Origin of the sequence: Streptomyces armeniacus (assembly GCF_003355155.1) — a bacterium.
Classification (GTDB): Bacteria; Actinomycetota; Actinomycetes; order Streptomycetales; family Streptomycetaceae; genus Streptomyces; species Streptomyces armeniacus.
Map to the genome: position 1 here is coordinate 7,146,570 of NZ_CP031320.1, position 18,730 is coordinate 7,165,299.

The window sequence follows — 18,730 nt, forward strand, 5'->3', positions numbered from 1 at the left end:
AAAAAACACAAGTAGACTACAGAATGTGCTCCGGAGCGGTCACCCACACGCCCAGCCCGCTCACGACGATGATCGTCAGCGCCACCTCCAGGACCCGGCCGCTGCCGCGCAGCGCCGCCATGAAGCCCAGCACCAGCATCGGCAGCGTGTTCGCCATCAGCTGGTCGACCCCGCAGTGCATGAACGACGCCGGGATCACGTCCAGCAGCTCGTCGGCTCCCCCTTCCTCTATCCCGCAGGTTTCCAGCCCGTCCCCCGTGGCCTCGTCCCCCCCCCCCCGCCCCACCCGCCCCCCGCCCCGACATACGCACCGCCCCACGCAACGACCCACGCAACGCCCCACGCCCCGAACGGTGATGTCCGACGTCCGCCCCACCCCGCACACCGTCCGCATACCGCCCGCACGCGGCCGCCCGTCCGCCGGATCTGTCACAGCAGTTCCCAGCGGGGCGTCTGATGGCTACGGTCCATGCACCGCGTTCGCAACCCGGACACGGAACCCCCCACGTCGAACAGCTCTGTTCCTGCCGTACATCCCGGAAGGACCCTGACTGTGCACGTACCGCTCCGTAAGAGACACAGAACCGTCGCGGTGTTCGCCGCCGCGGCGCTTGCCACCCCGCTGCTCCTCGCAGCGTCCGCCGCACCCGCCGCGGCGGAGCACGACCCGGCGAAGAAGGGCCGGAAACTCGCTCGCGAACTGGTCCAACGGACCAGCGCCAAGGGCGCGATGAAGCACATGCGCGCCTTCCAGGCCATCGCCGACCGCAGCGACGACAACCGCGCCGCCGGCTCACGGGGGCACGAACGGTCCGCCAAGTACGCGGGTTCGCTGCTGAAGAAGGCGGGCTACGAGGTCACGTACGAGAAGTTCGAGTTCACGTACGTGGAGACGCTCGCCGAGAAGCTCACGGTGCTCACGCCCGGCCAACGCGACGTGCCCATCCACCTCATGACGTACACCGCGAGCACCCCCGAGGGCGGCACCGAGGCCGCCGTCGCGCCCGTACCGGCGGACGGCAGCAGCGGCTGCGAGGCCGCGGACTTCGCGGACGGCGCGTACGAGGGGAAGATCGCGCTCATCCAGCGCGGCGCCTGCGACTTCGCCACCAAGCAGGCCAACGCCGCGGACGCCGGCGCGGTCGGCGCCGTCATCTACAACAACACCGACGGCGAACTCAACGGCACTCTCGGCGCCCCCGACGCCGGCCGCATCCCCACCGGCGGCATCACCAAGGCCGACGGCGAGGCGCTCGCCGCCGAGGCCGCGGAGGGCGAGGTGACCGTCAACCTCGAGATCCGCGAGTTCCACGAGCAGCGCACCACCCCGAACGTCATCGCCGAGACCCGCGGCGGCGACGACGACAACGTCGTGATGCTCGGCGCCCACCTCGACTCCGTCGCGGGCGGCCCCGGCATCAACGACAACGCCTCCGGCTCGGCCGGAATCCTGGAGGCCGCCCTCCAGTTGGCCAAGGCCGACCGGCGCGGCAAGCACGAGAACAAGGTGCGCTTCGCGCTCTGGACGGCGGAGGAACTGGGCCTGATCGGCTCCGAGCACTACGTCGCCGGGCTGTCCGAGGACGAGCGCGACGACATCGCCCTCTACCTCAACTTCGACATGATCGCCTCGCCCAACCACGGGCTGTTCGTGTACGACGGCGACGACTCCGACGGCGTCGGCGCGGGCCCCGGGCCGGAGGGCTCGGCGCAGATCGAGCGCTCCATCAACGAGTTCATGCGGTCGCAGGGCAACGAGCCGCGCGGCACCGACTTCTCCGGGCGCTCCGACTACGGGCCGTTCATCGAGGTCGGCATCCCGTCGGGCGGCACGTTCACCGGCGCGGAGGGCATCAAGTCCGAGGAGGAGCAGGCGCTCTGGGGCGGCGAGGCGGGCGTCGCGTACGACAAGTGCTACCACATGGCGTGCGACGACCTGCGCAACCTCAGCATGCCGGCGTTCGACGCCAACGTGGACGTCATCGCGAACGCGGTCGGCAACTACGCCTGGGACACCGGCAGTCTCGAGCAGCAGGCGCCGTACCGCGCCACCGACCGGACCGCGGGCAGCAGCGGCGGACTGCACACGCACAACGCCACCAAGTAAGCACGAGACACGGACACACGGAGACACGGACACACGGAGACACGGGTTCAGGGGCGGGTGGCGGTCTCCGCCGCCCGCCCGACCCGCGTCAGCAGCCCGCGCGTACGGACGTGCGCGCGGGCTCCCGTACGGCCGGGGGCTCCCGTACGGGCGCGGGCTCCGGCCCCGTGCGCTCCCTGGGCGGCGGCCCGCCGTACGGACCGGGCGCGCGCCGTCCGCGTCGACACCGCGTACTCGCGCCGCCCCGCGAGGTGCTCCACCGGCTCGCCGCCCGCGAGGCCCCCCGCCATGGGGCCCCGCGCCACGCGCGGCCCGTACGCGCCCGGCGCGCCGCGCCGCCACTCTTTCGGGTCGGGCCCGCGGCGCCCTCCGCCGCCCCGGCGTGTCCCGCGTCCCCGGGCCTCCGGGCCGTATGTCGGCAGAGTGCTCTCGCAGCATGGCTGCGCCTGGCACCGCTCGCCCGGTAGGCTTTCCGTGTGATCTTCAAGCGAATCGGAAACGGGCGGCCGTACCCCGACCACGGCCGGGAAAGCACCCGCCAGTGGGCGGATGTTGCCCCACGCCCGGTGCGTCTTGACCAGCTCGTCACCACCAAGGGGCAGCTCGACCTGGAGACCCTCCTCGCCGAGGACTCCACGTTCTACGGCGACCTGTTCGCCCATGTCGTGAAGTGGCAGGGCGACCTCTATCTGGAGGACGGGCTGCACCGGGCCGTACGCGCCGCGCTCCAGCAGCGGCAGGTGCTGCACGCACGTGTGCTCGAAATGGGATAAACGGCTGAACGCAGCGGCTCGCCATTGATCATCTGGTAGGCATCGTCCCGCCCGCGGATTACCCTGCGCACATGAGCATGCTCACTCCCCCCGGCATGGGCGGTCAGTACCGCATCAAGGGTGACCGCTATCCGCGCATGCGCCGCCCCCGCAACCGCCGCAGAATCGTTCTCGCCACGGTGTCCGCGGCAGCCGCCACGGGCCTGGTCGGCTGGGGGACGCTGCAGCTCATCGACGTCTTCTCGGGCGGCGGCGGCAGCTCCGCCGAGGCCGCCGGCAAGCACGGCGAAGACGGCAAGGAGTGCGTCGCGCAGGACCGGAAACCGGACGACGGTTCCGCGTCCGGGAAGACCGGCGGGAAGCCGGCCGGCGGCAAGTCCGGCGCGGACGTGCCGAAGCCCGGCACGATCAAGGTGAACGTCCTGAACGCCACGCCCCGCAGCGGCCTCGCCGCCGACACCGCCGATGAGCTGAAGAAGCGCGGCTTCAAGGTCGGCGAGGTCACCAACGCGCCGAAGTCCCTCGACAAGAAGGTCAAGGGCACCGGCCTGCTGATGGGCGCGACCGGCGCCGACACGGCCGCCCGGTTCAAGGTGCTCGGCAGCCACCTGGCCGGCGCGGACACCCGTTACGACAACCGCAAGGGCGCGGACGTCGATCTGGTGATCGGCAACGAGTTCAAGAAGCTCACCGCGGAGAAGGACGCGGCGCGCGCGATGGCAGCGCTGGCCGATCCCAAGCCGTCCACGTCCCCGTCCTGCTGAAGGGCGCCGCTCGCAGAACGTCGCCGACCCGCTGAGCGTGCCCGTCCCGCTGAACGGCGGACCCGCCGCGGCCGTACGAACTCTGCCGCGGCCGTACGGATCCCGCCGCGACCGGTACGTACGGACCCCGCCGCCCGTACGGGACCGCCCTAACCGGCCGTCCCGTACATCCGGTCCCCGGCGTCGCCCAGCCCCGGAACGATGAACCCGGCCTCGTTCAGCCGCTCGTCGACCGCGGCCGTCACCACCGTGACCGGCGTGCCCGACAGCTCGCGTTCCATCAGGCCGACCCCTTCCGGCGCGGCCAGCAGGCAGATCGCCGTCACGTCGTCGGCGCCGCGCGAGATCAGCTCGTTGATGGCCGCGACCAGCGTGCCGCCCGTCGCGAGCATGGGGTCCAGCACGTACACCTGGCGTCCGGAGAGGTCGCCCGGAATGCGCGTCGCGTACGTCGACGGCTGCAGCGTGTCCTCGTCGCGGATCATGCCGAGGAAGCCGACCTCCGCCGTCGGCAGCAGCCGCGTCATGCCCTCCAGCATGCCGAGCCCCGCCCGCAGGATCGGCACCACCAGCGGCCGCGGATGCGTCAGCCGTACACCGGTTGTCGCCGTCACCGGGGTGGTGATGTCCACCGGCTCGGTACGCACGTCGCGGGTGGCCTCGTACGCGAGCAGGGTCACCAACTCGTCGGCGAGGCGCCGGAATGTCGGCGAGTCGGTGCGCTCGTCGCGCAGGGTGCTCAGCTTGTGCGCCACCAGCGGGTGGTCGGCAACGTGGATGCGCATGCCCACGACATTAACGGAGATACAGCGGGTGCCACCGCTGGCGTACGACCGCCGCCTGGGGGGAAAGTAGGCATGTACGCCCGGAGGTGTGCAAATGCCCGAACCCAGGAGAGCTTCCGCAGGACGAGCGTCCGGGGGCCGCCGCGCCGTCGTCGACGCGGACCGGCTGCGCCGCCGGGCGCGGTTCCTGCGGGAGCTCAACGACGCCAAGGAACTGCGCGAACGTGTGCAGCCGCGCCGCGCCCGAGCGGCACGTATGCGGCAGCACATGCGAATGCGGACGTTTCGCTGGTGATGCGGGTGAGCGGGGGGCGGACTTCTGCCAAACACCTGCCCGACGCACACTCGAAGACCCTTCGCGAAGCCTCCGTTTCTGCCACGATTCGATTAGGGCGGGGGCACGGTCCTCGCCGACACTCGGACACACGGAAACCAGTGGGAGAGTCACGGTGTATTTCGCCGCACTGCTCGCTCGCACCGAAGACGGGTGGGAAGCGAGTGACACGGAGCTCGATGATGTGGAGACCCTCGCCGACCTCGCCGACCTGGCCCGGGAAGCCGCGTCCGACGACGAGACGGTGCTGGTCTGCATCGAGCAGGACGGCACTTGGTTCGGCGTCGTACGCGTCGACGGAGAAGACGACCCGCGCGTCTTCGTCTCCGACGCGGCCGCCGCCATGCGGAGCTCGTACGGCGAGATCCTGCTCTCCGACGATCTGCTCGGACGCGAGCCGGAGGACCCGGCCGTGCTCGAACAGCTCGTCGACCTCGACGGCACGGAGGACGGGGAGCCGGCGGACGGCGACGGTGCCGCGGCCGACCCCGACGCCGCACCGGGCGACACGGTGCCGCCCGGGCCGATCGGGGACGCGGACCTGCTGACGGATCTCGGCATGGAGGAGAAGACCGTCCTCACCCTCACCGCCGAAGACGCTCTGGGCTCCATCGCCGACGCACTGGGCTGCACGGACGTGCTGGAGGCGGTCCGGTAGCGAGATCGTCCGCCAGTGGACGATCCGCCGGCGGACAGTCTCCGTGAGGCCTGAGCGCCCACTGCCGACCAGACGACCAGCCGACCGCCGACCAGTCCTCCCGGCCCGCGACACCCGGCGCCCGCCCCCCACCCGGCGCCCGGCACAGCGGAGCCGCGGAACGCCGCGGAGAGCGAGCCATGAGCGAACCGGACCACGACCCCGTACGCGACCCCTGGCGGGCGCCCATGCGGCTGGCACTCGACGAGGCCGTACGGGCGCTCGCGACGGGCGACGTACCGGTCGGCGCCGTCGTGCTCGGCCCGGACGGCACCGTGCTCGGCCGCGGCCACAACGAACGCGAGGCCACCGGCGACCCCACCGGCCACGCCGAACTGATCGCCCTCCGCGCCGCCGCCCGCTCCCTCGGCGGCTGGCGGCTGCACGGCTGCACCCTGCTGGTGACGCTGGAGCCCTGCACGATGTGCGCGGGCGCAGCCGTACTCGCCCGGGTCGACCGCGTCGTCTACGGCGCCCAGGACCCGAAGGCGGGCGCCGCCGGCTCCCTCTGGGACGTCGTACGCGACCGCCGCCTCAACCACCGCCCGGAGGTCGTCAACGGCGTCCTCGCCGCGGAGTGCGGCCGCCTCCTCACGGACTTCTTCCGCGGCCCGGACCCGGCGGCCCCCGGGACCACCCCGGACTCCTCCGCCGCCACCCCGGATACCGATTTCGAAGCACGGCCACCGGTGGGCTAAGCTTCCTCTCGGTAGCGTGTCCGAGCGGCCGAAGGAGCTCGCCTCGAAAGCGAGTGAGGGGGCAACTCCTCCGTGGGTTCAAATCCCACCGCTACCGCTCTGAGCAGCACAGACGTGGGGCCGGACCCGGCAGGGTCCGGCCCTTCGTCGTGTGCGGCCTGCGGTGCCGTACGGGCCCGTGGCGACGTACGGGCGTGAGGGCCGCCTCGTGGGGCGAACAGGCCGCGCGGGGGTGGGAGTTGGGGCGCAGGCCGCGCGGGGCCCGCGTGGCCCGTCTGCGGGCCGTATGGGCGGTGCGCCGCGTACGGCGTACGGACCGGGCGCCTCCGGATGTGTCCCGCGTAGCCGTCCGAGAGGCCAGCCGCAAGCAAAGAGCCCCGGTTTCTGGGGGTTTGATTGCGCCCGCGCTGGTCACGGCACGGAAGGCTCTGGTTAGACTCGCGCGATCGCACAGGGGACGCGCGGCTGATCGTGGAGGGCAGTTCGAGGTGGACATAAAGAAGATCGCGCAGTATGTCATCGTCGTCTTCGTGCTGTACACGATCATCACCTCGCCCGCCCGGGCTGCCGATCTCGTCCAGGTCGGCTTCGAGGGGATCTCGGACGCCGCCCAGGGTGTGGGTGACTTCATGACGGAGCTCGTCAACTGACCGTGCGGTCCGCGCAGGACCTGACGCCCGTACGCGTCAACTGACGGCCGCCACGCCCCCGTAGCCCCCTTGAGTCCAGTGCTCGCGCCGCGCCGCGCGGCGGTGGGCCCGTACCCGTGTTCGGCGTGCGAGTGGCCCAACTGGCCAGCAACACGGAATAACCGGGTGCTTGCACACTGTGCACATGTCTTGTGATGCTATGACCGCTTTTGCCGGATGTGTGGACCACGCGGACCGCGAAGGGGTGGTGGCTGAGTGGACGGGTCCCCGACCCCGCCCCGCGCTTCGCCCGGGGGTGCTCCCCGGAGCCGGAGCGCCGCGGCACGGGCCCTGACCCAGGTGCTCTTCGAGCAGCTGGCGGGCCTGGAGGCCGGTACGCCCGAGCACACCAAGGTGCGCGAGGCGCTCGTCGAGGTGAACCTCCCGCTGGTGCGCTACGTCGCGGCGCGCTTCCGCAGCCGCAACGAGCCGATGGAGGACGTGGTCCAGGTCGGCACCATCGGCCTGATCAACGCGATCGACCGGTTCGACGCCGAACGCGGCGTGCAGTTCCCCACGTTCGCCATGCCCACCATCATCGGGGAGATCCGCCGGTACTTCCGCGACAATGTGCGCACCGTGCACGTACCGCGGCGGCTGCACGAGATGTGGGTGCAGGTCAGCGGGGCCACCGAGGACCTGACCGTGCTGCACGGGCGGTCCCCGACGACGGCCGAGATCGCAGAACGGCTGAATCTCGCCGAGGAGGATGTGCTGGCCTGCATCGAGGCGGGGCGCTCGTACCGCGCCACCTCGCTCGAGGCCGCGCAGGAGCGCGAGGACGGGCCGCCCGGACTGCTCGACCGGCTCGGCTACGAGGACCCGGAGCTGGACGGCGTGGAGCACCGCGACCTCGTCCGTCACCTGCTGGTCCAGCTGCCCGAGCGCGAGCAGCGCATCCTGCTCCTGCGCTACTACCGGAACCTGACGCAGTCCCAGATCAGCGTGGAACTGGGTGTCTCGCAGATGCACGTGTCCCGGCTGCTGTCGCGCAGTTTCGCGCGGCTGAGGGCAGCAAATCGGATCGACGCGTAACCGGTTCGAGTGAGCCGGTTCCGGCCCCCGGTGCCCTGATCACCAAAGTTTTGTCGACTTGGCGCTACGTCGCGTTGCTGACTTGTGACATTCTGCGAGAGCTGCGTTTGCCGTGGCGGCGCTTCCGGTATTCAGGGGGAGGTGCCTCCCTCAACCGAGGGCGCCGCCCGACCCGTCCGCGACCTCTAGGGGGTGGCATGTCCGTAGAACTGGGCAGCTCGAAGGTGCTCTCCGAGAACACGACCGCCGACGCGCCCCGCGTCGTTCCCGAAGACTCCGAGGACTTCGCGGTTCCCGAGCCTCAGCCGGCCCCGGTGGCCGGTGCCGCGATCGACACCCGCACCCTCTCCCGCTCCCTGTTCCTGCGGCTGGCCGTCCTGGACGTGGACAGCCCGGAGCGTACGTACGTCCGCGACACCCTGATCGAGCTCAACCTCCCGCTCGTGCGGTACGCCGCGGCGCGCTTCCGCAGCCGGAACGAGCCCATGGAGGACATCGTCCAGGTCGGAACGATCGGCCTGATCAAGGCGATTGACCGGTTCGACTGCGAACGGGGCGTGGAGTTCCCGACGTTCGCGATGCCGACCGTCGTCGGCGAGATCAAGCGCTTCTTCCGGGACACGTCCTGGTCGGTGCGCGTGCCGCGGCGGCTGCAGGAGCTGCGTCTCGCCCTCACCAAGGCGAGTGACGACCTCTCGCAGACGCTCGACCGGTCCCCGACCGTGCCCGAACTCGCCGCCTGCCTCGGGGTGTCCGAGGAGGACGTGGTGGACGGCCTGGCGGTGGGGAACGCGTACACCGCCTCCTCGCTGGACTCCCCCTCGATCGAGGAGGACGGCGGCGAGGGCTCCCTGGCGGACCGGCTCGGCTACGAGGACACCGCGCTGGAGGGCGTGGAGTACCGCGAGTCGCTGAAGCCGCTGCTGGCCAAACTGCCCCCGCGGGAGCGGCAGATCATCATGCTCCGCTTCTTCGCCAACATGACGCAGTCGCAGATCGGTGAGGAGGTCGGCATCTCGCAGATGCATGTCTCGCGGCTGCTGACCCGCACGCTGGCGCAGCTGCGGGAAGGGCTGATCGCGGAGAGCTGAGGACGTGCGCCGTACGGGATGGCGTACGGGGTGCCGGCGGCGACCGGCATCGCGTGCGGGGACGGCATCCCGTACGGACTGGGGAGCGCCTACGGGTGCGGCCACCGGAGCGCGAACGCGTACGCGTATGGGTGCTGGAGCACGTACGCGTACGGGTGCTGGAGCGCGTACGGGCGCGAGATCGGGCGCGAGAGCGCGTACGGACAGCGACGCGAGAGCGCGTACGGGCGCCCCGCGTGGAGGGCCCCTCGGAGGGCCGGGAAGTGTTCCGGCTCAGGCGAGTGAGCGGCGGCTCAGGGCTCAGCCCAGGGCGAGCCAGGCGACCGCGGCGACGACCGCGACCACGGCGATGACGCCGACGATGAGACCGATGCGCGGCCCGGACGAGCCCTGGACCGCGGCCGGGCGCTGCGGCCCGCCCTCGTCGACGAACGCGCGGAACATCTGGGTGCTGCCCGCGGGGTCCTGGCTGCCGTCGGGGTTCTGCGGTGCGTGCGGGTTGTGAGCCATAGGGCAGGACACTAGCGAACCCGGCAGGCGCCTGACAGTCCGGCCCGGAACGCGGTGGCACTTGACTCCGGCTTGGTGCGGAGCACGCGGAGTCTTTGTTGAATGTTTGCCTCGGATGCCCGGATTGAACTTGCCTGTAGCAACCAATCGAGCCTAAGGTTGCCTTAAGCAACGAAAACCTGGAGGGTCGTCCGTGACTGCAGGCCGCGCCGAGTTCAGAGAGCTCGCCCGGCAGCTCCGGTCCGTGAACGCCGTCAACCGCGAACTCGCCCGGCACCTGCCGTCCGACTGCCCGCCGGCGTCGGCCGGACTGCTGTCGCTGCTCCGCAGGCACGGCGAGATCCGGATGAGCGAGCTCACCGAGCTGCTCGGCATCGACATGTCGGTCACCAGCCGCCACGTCGCGCACGCGACCGAACGGGGCTGGATCGAACGCCACCCCGACCCGCACGACGGCCGGTCGCGGCTGCTGCGGCTCACCGAGAGCGGCGACCGCCAGCTCGACGACCTCTCCGAACGGGCCACGGACACGCTCGCGCACCGTCTGTACGACTGGCCGGACGACGACATCGCGGCACTGAACGCGCTGCTGGACCGGTTGCGTACGAGCTTCTGCCCCGCACAGATACCCACCGCACGAGACTCGAGCAAGAAGTAAGGAAGCAATGGCCACCCCCACACCCACCGGTGTGCACGAAGCCGGAACCGAGACCGGGCCCGCGTCCGCAGCCGCGGCCGGGGCCGGCGCCGCGGCCCACGCGGGACCGGCGGCCCAGCCGGGCGCCGACGCGATCGGCGCCGGCGGCGGCGCGGGCACCGGGCACGGCGGCAAGCACGCGGCGCACGCCGCCTCCGGCCACGGCGCGCCCATGACGCACCGGCAGATCATGGAGGCGCTGTCCGGGCTGCTGCTCGGAATGTTCGTGGCGATCCTGTCGTCCACGATCGTCTCCACCGCGCTGCCGGAGATCATCTCGGATCTGCACGGCAGCCAGAGCTCGTACACCTGGGTGGTCACCGCCACCCTGCTCACGATGACCGCATCCACTCCGCTGTGGGGCAAGCTCGCGGACCTGACCAGCAAGAAGATGCTGGTTCAACTGTCCCTGGTGATCTTCGTGCTCGCGTCGGCGGGGGCCGGGCTGGCGCAGAACACCTCGACGCTGATCACCTTCCGCGCCGTGCAGGGCATAGGCATGGGCGGTCTCACCGCCCTGGCCCAGATCATCATGGCCGCGATGATCTCCCCGCGGCAGCGCGGGCGTTACAGCGGATACCTCGGCGCCACCTTCGCCGTCGCCACCGTGGGCGGCCCGCTGCTCGGCGGGGTGATCACGGACACCGAGTGGCTCGGCTGGCGCTGGTGCTTCTACGTGGGCGTGCCGTTCGCCGTCATCGCGCTGACGGTGCTGCAGAAGACGCTGCACCTGCCGGTCGTGAAGCGGCAGGGCGTGAAGATCGACTGGCTCGGCGCGTTCGTCTTCGCGGCTGCGGTCTCGACGCTGCTGATCTGGGTGACGCTGGCCGGGGACAACTACGCCTGGCTGTCGTGGCAGACGTACGCGATGGTCGGCGGCGCGCTCGTACTGGGGCTGCTGTTCGTCTTCATCGAGACGAAGGCCAAGGAGCCGATCGTCCCGTTGCGACTCTTCCGGAACAGGACGATCTCGCTCGCGTCGCTTGCCTCGCTCTTCGTGGGCGTGGCGATGTTCGGGGCGACCGTCTTCCTCAGCCAGTACTTCCAGCTGGCGCGCGGCAAGTCGCCGACGATGTCCGGGCTGATGACGATTCCGATGATCGCGGGACTGTTCGTGTCCTCGACCGTCTCGGGCCAGATCATCACCCGGACGGGACGCTGGAAGGTCTGGCTGACCACGGGCGGCCTGCTGGTCACCGCCGGCATGGGCCTGCTGGGCACCATGCGGTACGACACCCCGTACTGGCACGTGGCCTGCTTCATGGCCCTGCTCGGCCTCGGCATCGGCATGATGATGCAGAACCTCGTGCTCTGCACGCAGAACCAGGTCGACCCCTCCGACCTCGGCTCGGCCAGCTCCGTGGTCACCTTCTTCCGTTCGCTGGGCGGCGCCGTCGGCGTCTCCGCGCTGGGCGCCGTGCTGGCGCAGCGCATCACGGACTACGTGAAGGAGGGCTTCACCGACCTCGGCATCGCGCCCAGCGGCGGCGCCGCCGCGGGCGGCGGCAGCAGCATCCCCGACCTCAGCACGCTGGACGCACCGGTGCGCAAGGTGGTCGAGAGCGCATACGGGCACGGCATCGGGGACATCTACCTCTACGCGGCGCCGATCGCGTTCGTGGCGCTGCTGATGGTGCTGTTGATCAAGGAGGTCCCGCTGCAGACCAAGTCGGCCATGGAGCAGGGCGTTCCGGACCCGGAGGGCGGCATGGACGGGGGCACGGACCGGCACGTGGACCGGCACGTGGAGGGACGTACGGGCGGAGCCGCGGACGCGGACCTCCGTACGGACGAGGGCCTCCGTACGGACGCGGGCCTCCGTACGGACGCGGACCTCCGTACGGACGAGGGCACCGCACCTGCCCCGGCCCCCGCGCCCGTACCCGCACCCGCACCCGCACCCGCACCCGCGCCCATCGGCGTACGCGGCACCGTACGGGACGCCTCCGGCGCCCCTCTCGTACGCGCCACCGTGACGCTGATCTCCCTCAGCGGCCGCCAGTTGGCCCGTTCCGTGGCGCACGGTGACGGCTCGTACTCCCTGGACGTTCCCGCCGTCGGCTCGTACGTGCTGATCGCCGCCGCCGACGGGCACCAGCCGCAGGCCACGACCGTGCTCGTGGGCGAGGGCTGGCTGGAGAACGACGTGCTGCTCGCCGGTACGAGCGGCCTCACCGGTGTCGTACGGAGTGCCGCCGACGGAAGTCCCGTCCCGGACGCGATGGTCGTCGTCACCGATGTGCGCGGCGAGGTGCTCGCCACCGGAAAGACCGCCGGGCAGGGCGACTTCGCCTTCCGCGAGCTGGTCACGGGCGCCTATACCGTCGCCGTGAACGCGGCCGGCTACCGCCCCGCCGCACAGCCCGTCGAGGTCGGCGGCCAGGGCGTCACGCGGCTCGAGGTCGTGTTGCGGCCCGGTGCCCGCGTACGCGGGACCGTACGCGCCGGTGCCGACCGCCGCCCGCTCCAGGACGCGCGGGTCACGCTGGTCGACGCCACCGGGAACGTGGTGACCAGCTCCACCACCGACGAGGACGGCCACTACGCCTTCACCGACCTGGACGCCGGCGACTACACCGTCATCGCGAGCGGTTACCCGCCCGTGGCTACCGCCCTGACGGTGGACGGGCACGGCGTGGACGACCACGACGTCGAGCTGGGCCACCCGGAGGCGTAACCTCCGCACGCGCCCCGCCCTGGTACGGCCCCCGCGCCCGGGCGGGGGCCGTGCGCCCCACCGCGACCTGCGCGGACCTCGCCGTACGTCCGCGGCCGCACCCGCCCCGTACACAGCCGTGGCGGCCTGAAAAACTTGTGCGGCACCGGACGGAAGAAGGAGAGCTGATGTCAGGCGTACGCGCGCACATCCGGACCCGTGACGGCTGGCCGCTCCAGCACGCGGTGCTCACCGTGACCGACACCGCCGGCGCACAGGTGCTGCGGGCGGAGGCGGACGACGACGGCACCGTACGGGGCACGGAGGCGCTTCCGCCGGGGTCGTACACCGTCCTGGTCACCGCCGTCGGCTACGCGCCCGCCGCCTCCACCGCGCTCGTCCCCCGTTCCGGCCGCGCCGACCTCGGCACCCTCGTGCTGGAGCGGCAGGGCGGTACGGAACTGCCGCCGCCCGGACCCTGGACCATCGACCCGGCGCACTCACGCGTCGCGGCGACCGCGCAACACCTCGGGATCTCCAGCGTGCACGGCCGGTTCACGGAGCTGAGCGGCCGTATCGAGGTGGCCGAGGTGCCGGAGAAGTCCGGTGTCGAGGCCGTGATAAACGCCGCCAGCATCGACACGGGCAGCGAGATGCGGGACCGGCACATCCGCTCGGCGGACTTCCTGAACGTGGCCGAGCACCCGGAGATCACCTACCGCGCCGACGGCGTCGAGGCCGCCGGTCCGTCCCGCTGGACGGTGCACGGGCAGCTGTCGATGCACGGCGTCGTACGGGATGTGGACCTCGACCTGACCTGCCTCGGCACGGGGCCGGACCCGTGGGGCGGGCTGCGTACGGCGTTCCGGGCGACGGCCGAACTGCGCCGCCACGACTTCTCGATGAACTACAACCAGGTCGTCGCCGCAGGCATCGCCGCCATCGGCACCACCCTCAAGGTGGAGCTGGACATCCAGGCCGTACAGGGCGAGTCGCTGCCCGAGGAGGACGGGACACCGGTTCCGCCGCAGACGTAGCGCGTCCGCGTGCCCGCGTGCCCGCGTGCCCCCGAGGTCGGCGGAGCCGGGCTGGTGTGCCGCTACAGCCTGACTCCAGGTCCGCTCACGATCGGCAACAGGCCGGGCCGACAGGCTTCTTGTTGTCGGCAGGAGCCGGCACCGACCGGCGACCGTGAACCGGGGGAGAGCCCACTGCCGCGGTCGCAGCCACGAGGGGGGCACAGGCGCAGTGAACGTACGTCGTATGCGCATGCGCGGCACCCCGGGAAGGGGAACGATGTTCTCGACACGCAAGCGCAGAATTCAGGCGACCGTTGCCGCAGTCGGCATCACCGGTGGCCTCACCTTCGGCGGGGTCGCCACGGCCACCGCCACGGACACCACGGCCGCCGCGGGGGAGCGGACGTCGGCGGCGTGTGTGTGGGACGCGAGGAAGCCGGTGGCGTACAAGACGAAGAAGGGCAACGGCAAGATCAAGGCAAAGCTGTACGTCAAGGGCTGCGGCAAGAACCGCCCTTGGTTCGGGCAGCTGCAATCGCAGCGCGGACCTCTGTGGATCTGGAGGGGGGAACCGGAAGAGTGGAATGGAAACGAGGACCATTGGGCCAGGTTCGACTGCGCGGACGGTGAGACCTACAACTACCGCGCCATCATGAGGGACGCAGACAGCGGTCACGAGGACATCAGCCCTGTCGCGAGGCTCACTTGCCCCGGCGGCTGACGCCGTAACCCCGTCCGTCCGCGTCGTCCGCTGAGCGTAGCGGGCGACCGCGGAGGGGGACCGCAGACGGCCCCGCCGTGGCCACTCCGGCCGCGGCGCGGGCCGTCAGCGGTACGCGGCGAGCGCCTCCGCCACCTGCTCGACCCGCTTCGGGACGCCGAGCCGGCGCCAGACCGCCAGCGCCTCCTCGTACGCCCCGACCGCGGCGCGACGGTCGCCGCGGGCGTCGTGGACCTGGCCGAGGGTCAGCAGGGCCCGGCCCGTAATCCACGCGTTCCCGGTGCCCTTGGCCTGGGCCAGCGCTTCGTTCGCCATCTCTTCCGCGAGGTCGGGGCGGCCGAAGGCGACGGCGACTCCGGCGAGGTCGCCGCCCTGGTAGGCGGGGGCGGTGGTGTCGCCGAGCCCGTCGAGGATCGCGGCGCCTCTCTCCATGCACTCCTGTGCCTCGGCGAAGCGGTGCCGACGGCAGTGGATCAGCGCGACGTGCTTCAGCGCCCACACCTCCAACAGGTGGATACCGCCGGACCGGAAGGCGTCCCTCGCGCGTTCGAACAGCATCGGGTAGTCGTAGTCCGCCCCGGCCGCCCGGCCGGCCAGCGCCAGCCTGGAGGCGGCGAAACCCACGGCCACGTCGTCGCGTTCCCGGCCGTCGCGTTCGCCACCGTCGCCACGGGCCAGGAGCAGCAGTTCGGCGTGTCCGGGAGGGAGCGTTCCCGTGGGCTGCCGGCCGGAGTCCGGGGCGGGCTGCGGCGCGCCGCCGCGCTCCGCGACGCACCGGTACGCGGCGAACGCCTGCTTCGCGTAGGACAGTCCGCCGTCGTGGTCGTCGCGGTTGGCCTGCACGAGCATCAGCAGCCCCAGCATGGTGGCCCTGCCCTGCGCGTCGCCCGTCTCGTCCGCGGCGTGGAGGCCCCAGGTCAGCACGTCCGCCCAGTCGTCGTACCGGCCGCGCAGATCCAGGTACGTGGACAGGTGCTGGACAAGCGGCCAGACCACCTCCGGGCAGTCCGTACGGCCGGCCTGCCGCACCACCGCGAGCAGGGCGTCCCGTTCCCCGTCGAACCAGCCCATCGGGTCTGCGCGGGCCGCGGCCAGGGCTTCCTCCGACGGCCGCCACCTCGCTCCGGGCGCGGGGTCGAGGCCGTACCAGTGCGGCAGCCGCGCGTCGGCCGCCGCCGCGAGCGCGAGCCACCCGTGCCAGACCCTGCCGTGCGCGGCGCGACGGGCCTCGGGGGTGTCGGTGGCCCGGGACAGTTCACCGGCGACCGAGCGGACCAGGTCGTGCATCTGGTAGCGGGGGCCGCAGGGGCCGTGGTCGGCGGGCTCGACCAGATGCGCTTCCACGAGATCGTCGAGAAGCCTGTCGACGTGGCCCGCGTCCCGGTCGAGAGCCGCGACCGGCAACCACCCCGGGAACTCCGGCATGTCGAGCGAACCCAGCCTGCGGAACAGCAGTTGCTGGTCGGAGGTGAGGCCGGAGTAGCTCTCGGTGAGAGTGGTCCGTACGCCCCGGTCCCCGAGCTCCAGCCAGTCGAGCCGGTTGCCGGTGTCGCCGATGCGCCGCGCGAGATCGGCGGCCGTCCAGTTCGTACGGGCGGCGAGCCGCGCGCCCGCGAGCTGGATGGCCAGCGGCAGGCCGCCGCACGCGCGGACGATGTCGGCCGCCGCGGTGGCGTACCCCTCGACGCGGGCCTCTCCGGCCACCTGCCGGAACAGCCGTGTCCCGGCGTCGTCGGGGAGCACGCGGAGGGCGATCGGGTGCAGTCCCTCGATCCCGGTGAGCCGTCTGCGGCTGGTCACCAGGAGCCCGCTGCCGGTGCGGCCGGGCAGCAGCGGCCGCAGCCGCGCCTCGTCCACGACGTCGTCGAGCACGATCAGCACCCGGCGGGCGGAGAGCAGCTCCCTGAACAGCGCGGCACGCTCTTCCAGTTCACCCGGTACGCCGGTGCCGGGGACGCCGAGTGCCTGGAGGAACCGGGCCAGCACGGCCGCGCTCGACCGGGCGTCGAACCCGCTCCCGCCGAGCCGCGCGTAGAGCTGCCCGTCCGGGAACGCTCCGGCCAACCGGTGGGCGAGATACACGGCGAACGCGGTCTTGCCGACACCGCCGGGCCCGGTGACGGCCACCATGGCCGGCTCTCCGGAAGGCGCCGCCCCGCGCAGCCTGTCGGCCACCTGCGTGAGCACGTCCGTACGGCCGACCAGTTCGCCGGGGGCCAGCGGCAGCTGCCGGGGCGCCGGGGACGCCGGGGACGCCGGGGAGGGGGGGGGGGGGGGGGGGGGGGGGGGGGGGGGGGGGGGGGGGGGGGGGGGGGGGGGGGGGGGGGGGGGGGGGGGCGGGGGGGGGGGCGGGCGGTGGGTCGCGGGCTGCGGGAGCGCCCTGGGGGGGATCGGCGGGTGGGGGGGCGGGGGGGGGCGGGGGGGGGCGCGGAGGGGGGTGGGCGGGGGGGGGGGGCGGAGCAGGGGCGGCGTGGGCGGGGTGGGGCGCGCGCGGCGGGGGGTGGGCGGGGCCTGGCGCAGGTCCTCCTCCGCCACCTCCGCCGCGCAGCAGCCTCATCGTCCGGTAGAGGATGACGCCCCGCAGCAGGCCGCCGACTGGGGAGCGTCCGTGACCGACCCGGGTGGAGCTCAGGATCCAGAACGGGATCCTGACCAGGATGTACATGAGCGCCAGCGCCAGGATGAGGTTCACCAGTCCGTCGGAACTCGTCGCGAACCAGGAGGTGTTGTCCGGGTCGAGCAGGACCCGGACGCCGACGACCAGCGCCAGGGACTGGCCGATCTGAATGGCGAGCACGCCGCCGAAGGTGCGCCACCACCAGCGGGCGACGCCGTCGGTCTGCGGCAGGGCGTGGCACATCAGGGCAAGGGGTGCCCCGACGATCAGGATGACGGTGAGAGCGACCCGTACGACGTATGTGACCAGCAAAGCGACGATCGATCCGGCCAGGACGATGCCCAGGATGATCAGGAAGATGCTGCCGCTCTCGTCCAGCGGGTTCAGGATGAAGTCGCGCAGCGCCTCACCCGCGGTGCCCTCGTCGACGCCGTCGCCCATGACCGCGTGGGAGAGCGCGTTGGCGAGGCTGACCGCCTTCCCTGCCAGGAGCAGGGAGAGAGCGGAGGCGAGGAAGCCGAGCGGGATGCGGGGGGCGATCTCTTTTACGGAGTGCCGCCGTTGGATGCTCTCGTGGCTCATCAGGACCAGGCCCGCGATCATGATCAGGATCGAGTAGCTGGCGACGACGATGTGCCAGGAGTTGGTCCACAGCTCGCCGATCCGCGGCAGCTGCTGGGGGGTCGGGGTGGTCAGCAGCGTGTTGCCCAGCAGATCCAGCAGCGGGTTGAGGGCGGCCATGACGATGCCCTTGAAAAAGGCGGTGATGGCGCCGTTGATGGCGTCCTCGATCCGGCCGGTGACGCCGCCGCCCCCGTCGTCGAGATGATCTTCCAGCTTGGGCGGGTCCCCGGACGGTGCGGGTGAGGACGGGGCATCGGATTCCGGATTGCAGTCGGAGCCGCTGCAAGGGGACGGCGTGGGCTCGGGCTGCGTGGGGCTGGGTGCGGGCGCGGTCGGCGCCGGTGGAGCTTCCGGAGGGTCCGGAGCGGGCTCCGCACGGGCGGAGACCACGCCCGCTGTCAGGACGAGCACCACCACGGCGCACAGCACCCAGCCCAGCCGGTGCCAACGCACAGGTCGCCGGTGTGCCGGCCCGCGCGGTGGAGCGGAGGACGGTCGGTGCCGGGGGCGGGCCCCGGCCCGGCTGGAGGCGTCCGGGCCGGGGCGGTCACAGGAGGGCAAGCGCGGGGCGGGTGCCATCAGTTGGCCCCCACGATGCCCTTGAGGATCCCCACCACCAGCGGGGCGAGCGCGGCCAGCCCGTAGCCGAACCCGGCCGAACGGAACGCGGTCTTGGCCTTCTCGACCTCACCGGGGTCGCCCGCGGCCAGGAGGTAGCGCACGCCGCCGACGGTCAGCATCACCGTCGCCAGCCCCGCCAGGATCCCCATGATCCACTTGCGGATGTTGTTCAGGACCGTGTCGACGTCCTTGGCCAACGCCAGCACCTGCCCCGGGTCCGCGTGCGCCGCCGGCGCGACCAGCACCGGTACCAGCACAGCCACGGTCACCAGGAACAGGCACCGGCCCGGCC

At 72.0% G+C, this 18,730-nt stretch carries 19 protein-coding genes, 1 tRNA gene and 1 pseudogene; 14 read left to right on the forward strand and 7 right to left on the reverse strand.

Translation table 11 applies throughout. The annotated features are described in order from the left end of the window. Positions 1-16: 16 nt before the first annotated feature. Positions 17-286, reverse strand: coding sequence for a rhomboid family intramembrane serine protease (locus tag DVA86_RS31080; RefSeq protein ID WP_222623386.1), 270 nt, complete (start codon positions 284-286; stop codon positions 17-19). 267 nt (positions 287-553) lie between these two features. On the opposite strand from DVA86_RS31080, the gene DVA86_RS31085 reads away from it, so the two are divergent. Beyond that, entirely contained in the window at positions 554-2,107 is a 1,554-nt protein-coding gene (locus tag DVA86_RS31085; RefSeq protein WP_245997391.1) for a M28 family metallopeptidase, read from the forward strand. 47 nt (positions 2,108-2,154) lie between these two features. Here the strand turns inward: DVA86_RS31085 and DVA86_RS31090 are convergent, their stop codons facing one another. After that, positions 2,155-2,412, reverse strand: a complete 258-nt coding sequence (locus DVA86_RS31090; protein WP_208883324.1) for a hypothetical protein — start codon at positions 2,410-2,412, stop codon at positions 2,155-2,157. 171 nt (positions 2,413-2,583) lie between these two features. On the opposite strand from DVA86_RS31090, the gene DVA86_RS31095 reads away from it, so the two are divergent. Beyond that, positions 2,584-2,880, forward strand: coding sequence for a type II toxin-antitoxin system VapB family antitoxin (locus DVA86_RS31095; RefSeq protein ID WP_014155093.1), 297 nt, complete (start codon positions 2,584-2,586; stop codon positions 2,878-2,880). Between the two features lie 71 nt (positions 2,881-2,951). Continuing rightward, complete coding sequence (locus DVA86_RS31100) at positions 2,952-3,644, forward strand: LytR C-terminal domain-containing protein (RefSeq protein WP_208883325.1); 693 nt, start codon at positions 2,952-2,954, stop codon at positions 3,642-3,644. A gap of 149 nt (positions 3,645-3,793) precedes the next feature. Here DVA86_RS31100 and upp read toward each other — a convergent pair whose 3' ends face one another. Then, positions 3,794-4,429, reverse strand: a complete 636-nt coding sequence (gene upp, locus DVA86_RS31105) for a uracil phosphoribosyltransferase (RefSeq protein WP_208883326.1) — start codon at positions 4,427-4,429, stop codon at positions 3,794-3,796. Between the two features lie 94 nt (positions 4,430-4,523). On the opposite strand from upp, the gene DVA86_RS35680 reads away from it, so the two are divergent. The 7 genes from DVA86_RS35680 to DVA86_RS31135 all read left to right on the forward strand — a co-directional run bounded on the left by DVA86_RS35680 (position 4,524) and on the right by DVA86_RS31135 (position 8,973). Next, a complete protein-coding gene (locus DVA86_RS35680) occupies positions 4,524-4,724 on the forward strand; it encodes a hypothetical protein (protein WP_245997393.1) in 201 nt (66 codons plus the stop codon). 154 nt (positions 4,725-4,878) lie between these two features. Beyond that, positions 4,879-5,421, forward strand: coding sequence for a tRNA adenosine deaminase-associated protein (locus DVA86_RS31110; RefSeq protein WP_208883327.1), 543 nt, complete (start codon positions 4,879-4,881; stop codon positions 5,419-5,421). 179 nt (positions 5,422-5,600) lie between these two features. Then, entirely contained in the window at positions 5,601-6,158 is a 558-nt protein-coding gene (gene tadA / locus DVA86_RS31115) for a tRNA adenosine(34) deaminase TadA (RefSeq protein WP_245997395.1), read from the forward strand. A 10-nt stretch (positions 6,159-6,168) separates the two neighbouring features. Beyond that, positions 6,169-6,255 (forward strand) — tRNA-Ser (locus tag DVA86_RS31120). A gap of 391 nt (positions 6,256-6,646) precedes the next feature. After that, complete coding sequence (locus DVA86_RS31125; protein ID WP_208883328.1) at positions 6,647-6,808, forward strand: hypothetical protein; 162 nt, start codon at positions 6,647-6,649, stop codon at positions 6,806-6,808. Positions 6,809-7,063: 255 nt separating this feature from the next. Next, entirely contained in the window at positions 7,064-7,882 is an 819-nt protein-coding gene (locus DVA86_RS31130) for an RNA polymerase sigma factor SigF (protein ID WP_208883330.1), read from the forward strand. A 197-nt stretch (positions 7,883-8,079) separates the two neighbouring features. After that, a complete protein-coding gene (locus tag DVA86_RS31135; RefSeq protein ID WP_208883331.1) occupies positions 8,080-8,973 on the forward strand; it encodes an RNA polymerase sigma factor SigF in 894 nt (297 codons plus the stop codon). A gap of 300 nt (positions 8,974-9,273) precedes the next feature. Here DVA86_RS31135 and DVA86_RS31140 read toward each other — a convergent pair whose 3' ends face one another. Then, on the reverse strand, positions 9,274-9,483 hold the full coding sequence (locus DVA86_RS31140; RefSeq protein WP_208883333.1) for a hypothetical protein: 210 nt from the start codon (positions 9,481-9,483) through the stop codon (positions 9,274-9,276). Between the two features lie 193 nt (positions 9,484-9,676). On the opposite strand from DVA86_RS31140, the gene DVA86_RS31145 reads away from it, so the two are divergent. The 4 genes from DVA86_RS31145 to DVA86_RS31160 all read left to right on the forward strand — a co-directional run bounded on the left by DVA86_RS31145 (position 9,677) and on the right by DVA86_RS31160 (position 14,576). Beyond that, entirely contained in the window at positions 9,677-10,141 is a 465-nt protein-coding gene (locus DVA86_RS31145; protein WP_208883335.1) for a MarR family winged helix-turn-helix transcriptional regulator, read from the forward strand. A gap of 211 nt (positions 10,142-10,352) precedes the next feature. Continuing rightward, a complete protein-coding gene (locus DVA86_RS31150; protein ID WP_208885390.1) occupies positions 10,353-12,857 on the forward strand; it encodes an MFS transporter in 2,505 nt (834 codons plus the stop codon). A gap of 167 nt (positions 12,858-13,024) precedes the next feature. Next, the gene (locus DVA86_RS31155) at positions 13,025-13,873 is read left to right on the forward strand and encodes a YceI family protein (RefSeq protein ID WP_208883337.1); all 849 of its coding nucleotides are present in this window, start codon (positions 13,025-13,027) and stop codon (positions 13,871-13,873) included. 259 nt (positions 13,874-14,132) lie between these two features. Further along, the gene (locus DVA86_RS31160; RefSeq protein WP_208883339.1) at positions 14,133-14,576 is read left to right on the forward strand and encodes a hypothetical protein; all 444 of its coding nucleotides are present in this window, start codon (positions 14,133-14,135) and stop codon (positions 14,574-14,576) included. A gap of 105 nt (positions 14,577-14,681) precedes the next feature. On the opposite strand, the gene DVA86_RS31165 is transcribed toward DVA86_RS31160, so the two are convergent. The 3 genes and pseudogenes from DVA86_RS31165 to DVA86_RS31175 form a co-directional block, all read right to left on the reverse strand. Beyond that, entirely contained in the window at positions 14,682-16,763 is a 2,082-nt protein-coding gene (locus tag DVA86_RS31165) for an ATP-binding protein (RefSeq protein WP_208883340.1), read from the reverse strand. A 508-nt stretch (positions 16,764-17,271) separates the two neighbouring features. Next, positions 17,272-18,396, reverse strand: a pseudogene (locus tag DVA86_RS36455) (TrbL/VirB6 family protein); the annotation flags it as partial. Beyond that, a complete protein-coding gene (locus tag DVA86_RS31175) occupies positions 18,396-18,701 on the reverse strand; it encodes a pilin (protein WP_245997397.1) in 306 nt (101 codons plus the stop codon). The pseudogene DVA86_RS36455 and the gene DVA86_RS31175, both read right to left, overlap by 1 nt. Positions 18,702-18,730: the final 29 nt, after the last annotated feature.

Bases quoted from the DNA above. Each gene is read 5' to 3' on its own strand.
- DVA86_RS31100 (WP_208883325.1), top strand. From the start codon at position 2,952: ATGAGCATGCTCACTCCCCCCGGCATGGGCGGTCAGTACCGCATCAAG.
- upp (WP_208883326.1), bottom strand. From the start codon at position 4,429: ATGCGCATCCACGTTGCCGACCACCCGCTGGTGGCGCACAAGCTGAGC.
- DVA86_RS35680 (WP_245997393.1), top strand. From the start codon at position 4,524: ATGCCCGAACCCAGGAGAGCTTCCGCAGGACGAGCGTCCGGGGGCCGC.
- tadA (WP_245997395.1), top strand. From the start codon at position 5,601: ATGAGCGAACCGGACCACGACCCCGTACGCGACCCCTGGCGGGCGCCC.
- DVA86_RS31135 (WP_208883331.1), top strand. From the start codon at position 8,080: ATGTCCGTAGAACTGGGCAGCTCGAAGGTGCTCTCCGAGAACACGACC.
- DVA86_RS31140 (WP_208883333.1), bottom strand. From the start codon at position 9,483: ATGGCTCACAACCCGCACGCACCGCAGAACCCCGACGGCAGCCAGGAC.
- DVA86_RS31150 (WP_208885390.1), top strand. From the start codon at position 10,353: ATGACGCACCGGCAGATCATGGAGGCGCTGTCCGGGCTGCTGCTCGGA.
- DVA86_RS31155 (WP_208883337.1), top strand. From the start codon at position 13,025: ATGTCAGGCGTACGCGCGCACATCCGGACCCGTGACGGCTGGCCGCTC.
- DVA86_RS31160 (WP_208883339.1), top strand. From the start codon at position 14,133: ATGTTCTCGACACGCAAGCGCAGAATTCAGGCGACCGTTGCCGCAGTC.